The following is a 601-nucleotide window of genomic DNA, read 5'->3' on the forward strand; positions in this document are numbered from 1 at the left end:
GGCCGGGCGGCGGGGCGCGGAAGAACAGCCGCACGAGCCAGTCGACCAGCGTGCGTTGCGCGGGCAAGCCGATGCCGCGCGCGATCCAGTCGGCCGTGCGGCGTCCGAATGCGCGCAGGCGCGGCGCGATGCGCGCGTTCATCGCGCCGCTCCGCGGCGAACGGCCGCGCGTGCCGCCAGCCATGTATCGACCCAGTTCGCGACGCCGTTCAGGTCGTGCGACGCCTGCGAATACGGTGCGTCGTCGAAGATCCAGCTGCCGCGCGCGAGCGCTTCGGGCACGGCCGCATCGACGTGGATGCGCTGCTCGAGCATCGACGCCGGCCCCGCGACCGCACGCAGCATCGCGAGCGCGTCGCGCTGCATGTCGCGCGCCGGATTCAGCCGGTTCACGACGATGTGCAGTTCGCCGCCCGCCCCGAGCGCATCGAGCCGCGCGGCCGTCGTCGCGCAGGCGGCCGGCTCGGGCGGCACGACGACGAGCGTCAGGTCCGCGCGGCGAATCGCCTGCTCGGCCTGCGTCGACGGATAGCGCGCGGTGTCGATCAGCACGACGCCGTCGGCCGGCAACGCGATCTCGTCGAGCGCGCGCGACAGCCAC

At 74.4% G+C, this 601-nt stretch carries 1 protein-coding gene; it reads right to left on the reverse strand.

The annotated features are described in order from the left end of the window. Nucleotides 1-138 precede the first annotated feature (138 nt). The coding region (locus DPV74_RS41770; protein WP_276142243.1) for a cellulose synthase operon protein YhjQ/BcsQ at nucleotides 139-601 on the reverse strand (463 nt) is incomplete at its 5' end.

Source organism: Burkholderia sp. HAN2018 (assembly GCF_024704855.1).
GTDB lineage: Bacteria > Pseudomonadota > Gammaproteobacteria > Burkholderiales > Burkholderiaceae > Burkholderia > Burkholderia cepacia.